Annotated in this window: 2 protein-coding genes; both read left to right on the forward strand. The window is 33.2% G+C overall.

Annotation, left to right across the window (positions count from 1 at the left end; all coding sequences use genetic code 11):
* Window positions 1-164: 164 nt before the first annotated feature.
* A complete protein-coding gene (locus tag KSO91_RS16950) occupies window positions 165-1,076 on the forward strand; it encodes a polysaccharide pyruvyl transferase family protein (RefSeq protein ID WP_238744199.1) in 912 nt (303 codons plus the stop codon).
* Complete coding sequence (locus KSO91_RS16955) at window positions 1,073-1,903, forward strand: glycosyltransferase family 25 protein (RefSeq protein ID WP_238744200.1); 831 nt, start codon at window positions 1,073-1,075, stop codon at window positions 1,901-1,903. Before KSO91_RS16950 ends, KSO91_RS16955 begins: the two co-directional genes overlap by 4 nt.
* Window positions 1,904-2,274 lie beyond the last annotated feature (371 nt).

Below are 2,274 nucleotides of genomic sequence, written 5' to 3' on the forward strand. Positions count from 1 at the left end.
TTATTTTACAGCTCAAAATGTGCATATTTACTCTGTTAGCTTGTTCTTGATATGTTAATTGTGTGTTATGTCAATTTATTAAAATGTTACGCGTAGGCTAAAAATATGCATTTTTTAATTAAAAGGAGTGACTAGTTATGTCGCAAATATTGTGGTGTCAGTTAATGGATTCATTAAAAAATGAGCATAAAAAACTAGCCGAATTAATTAATAACAGAAAAGTTACATATTTAGATATTCCAGTACATTTTAATGTTGGAGATATTTTAATTTACAAAGGGACTGAAGCTTTCTTCGATACTTACGACATAGATGTTATCTATCGTTGTGCGCATGAAAATATTGAATATAAAAAAATTGAAAATTCCGAAGTGATTTTGTTGCATGGAGGTGGGAATTTTGGTGATTTATATAGCCTTCATCAAAATTTAAGAGAAGATATTATCCGCAAATTTAAACACAAAACTATTATCTGTTTACCTCAAACTATTCATTTTGAAGATTCAGCTAATTTAGCTAAATCAGCTGCTCTTTTCAAAGAGCATCAAGATTTTCATTTTTGTGTCAGAGATATACTCAGTGTCGAACTCGCTAAAGAATTTACTGAAAATGTATTATTTATGCCAGATATGGCCCATCATCTTCATCCTTTAATTGATAAAACAGAATCAGGCATATCAAATGTTTTCCCTCCAAAAATATTAAACCTAGTCAGAGTTGATGCAGAAAAACAACCCAATACAAGATCAATAGTAAAAAAAGGATTTGATTGGAAAAATTTGATCAGCCGAGAAGATGAATTTGCTTTTAATGTTTATTTAAAAATGAATAAAGTACCTTGGTTTTCATCGAGGGTAATTAAACTGTGGGGTTATCAAACTGAAAATATTGTCTTTAGATCTATTAATTACTTTAATGCATTCACCGTTGTGCATACCGACCGATTGCATGGGTTTATACTTGCCGCGCTGTTAGGGAAAGAGATCTGTTTATATGATAACTCTTACGGTAAAAATACTAATTACTATAAGGCTTGGTTGAAAGACTATCCATTTATTACGGCTGAGCAATCATGAGCAAAACACCAATATTTATTATCAATCTGGGAATTGATGTTGAAAAAAAAGCGCATATGGAAGCCCTCTGTGAAGTTAACAAAATTGAAGCAATTTTCATCGACGCAGTTTACGGTAAACAATTATCAGACACAGCTATTCAGCGTGTTTACAATAAAGAGTTATCTATCACAGAGTGCGGTCGAGAGCTTACATTGGGCGAATTAGGATGTACGCTCAGTCACTTAAAAATATATAAGCAAATGTTAGCTGAAAATATTGAGCAGGCGGTAGTGCTCGAAGATGATGTTTTACTTACCCCTGAGTTTTTAGAATTGGTAAGTAATGTATCTAATTTCCCTGATGATTATGAGTTAATGTTGCTAGGTTATTATGCTGATGAAGTCACAGAAAAACGCACTCGCTCAAATTTGTGGTCTCACCATAACATTGTAAGTAAATTAAATGCACTCCGCTTGGTTATGCCAACTTATGGAACGCATGGATATATAATTAATAATGCTGGTGCTCAGAAATTGGTTAATGAATTGAGGGTTATAAAGAAGCCGATTGATCATTATACAGGAAGGGAAGATTATTTGAATATGTATGCCCTCGAACAACGTGTTGTCCTATTAGATCCATCCTACAAGGCTATGAGTTGTATCGAGGCCGAACGTAGAGAGCTAGTGCAAAGTAACCAAGACGTTCAAACGAAAGATAAAAAAAATCCATTACTTAAAAGTATTCTGAGAAGTTTGCATTTATTTGATTGCGGACGTTTTATTTATACTACTTATAAACAAGTGAAGTTTTTACGAGCGTACAAAAAAAATGAGCATATATAGAATGTCGATTACGTGTGTTAGTCCTTTACGAGGATTACACTCCAGTATGAGGCATTATTAATTAGTTAAGCATTCATTGTGTGGATATGGGGGGGGGATTCTACGCCACGGTATGGCGCTACTTAGAACCGTCATATCTAGCCACTAAATGTCTAAATTAAAATGCTCAGAATCAAAGTTAAAACGCAAGTGGCGCTAATTTCAACATGGGAAATTGCGCTCTTCTTTAGTTCTTATAGTCTTCTATCTTGAATGTCTGCAGAAATTTATATATCTGAATTATATGTATTTTTTGATTTGATTTCAGATTCGCTTTGGCATTAAGGCAACGTTAAACGAAGTGTTATAGAATGTATTTTATTATAGAATGT

The sequence above is a fragment of the Psychromonas antarctica genome (assembly GCF_022267535.1).
Lineage (GTDB): Bacteria > Pseudomonadota > Gammaproteobacteria > Enterobacterales > Psychromonadaceae > Psychromonas > Psychromonas antarctica.

Excerpts from the sequence above, each read along its gene's own strand:
- KSO91_RS16950 (WP_238744199.1), top strand. The coding sequence starts at position 165 with ATGGATTCATTAAAAAATGAGCATAAAAAACTAGCCGAATTAATTAAT.
- KSO91_RS16955 (WP_238744200.1), top strand. The coding sequence starts at position 1,073 with ATGAGCAAAACACCAATATTTATTATCAATCTGGGAATTGATGTTGAA.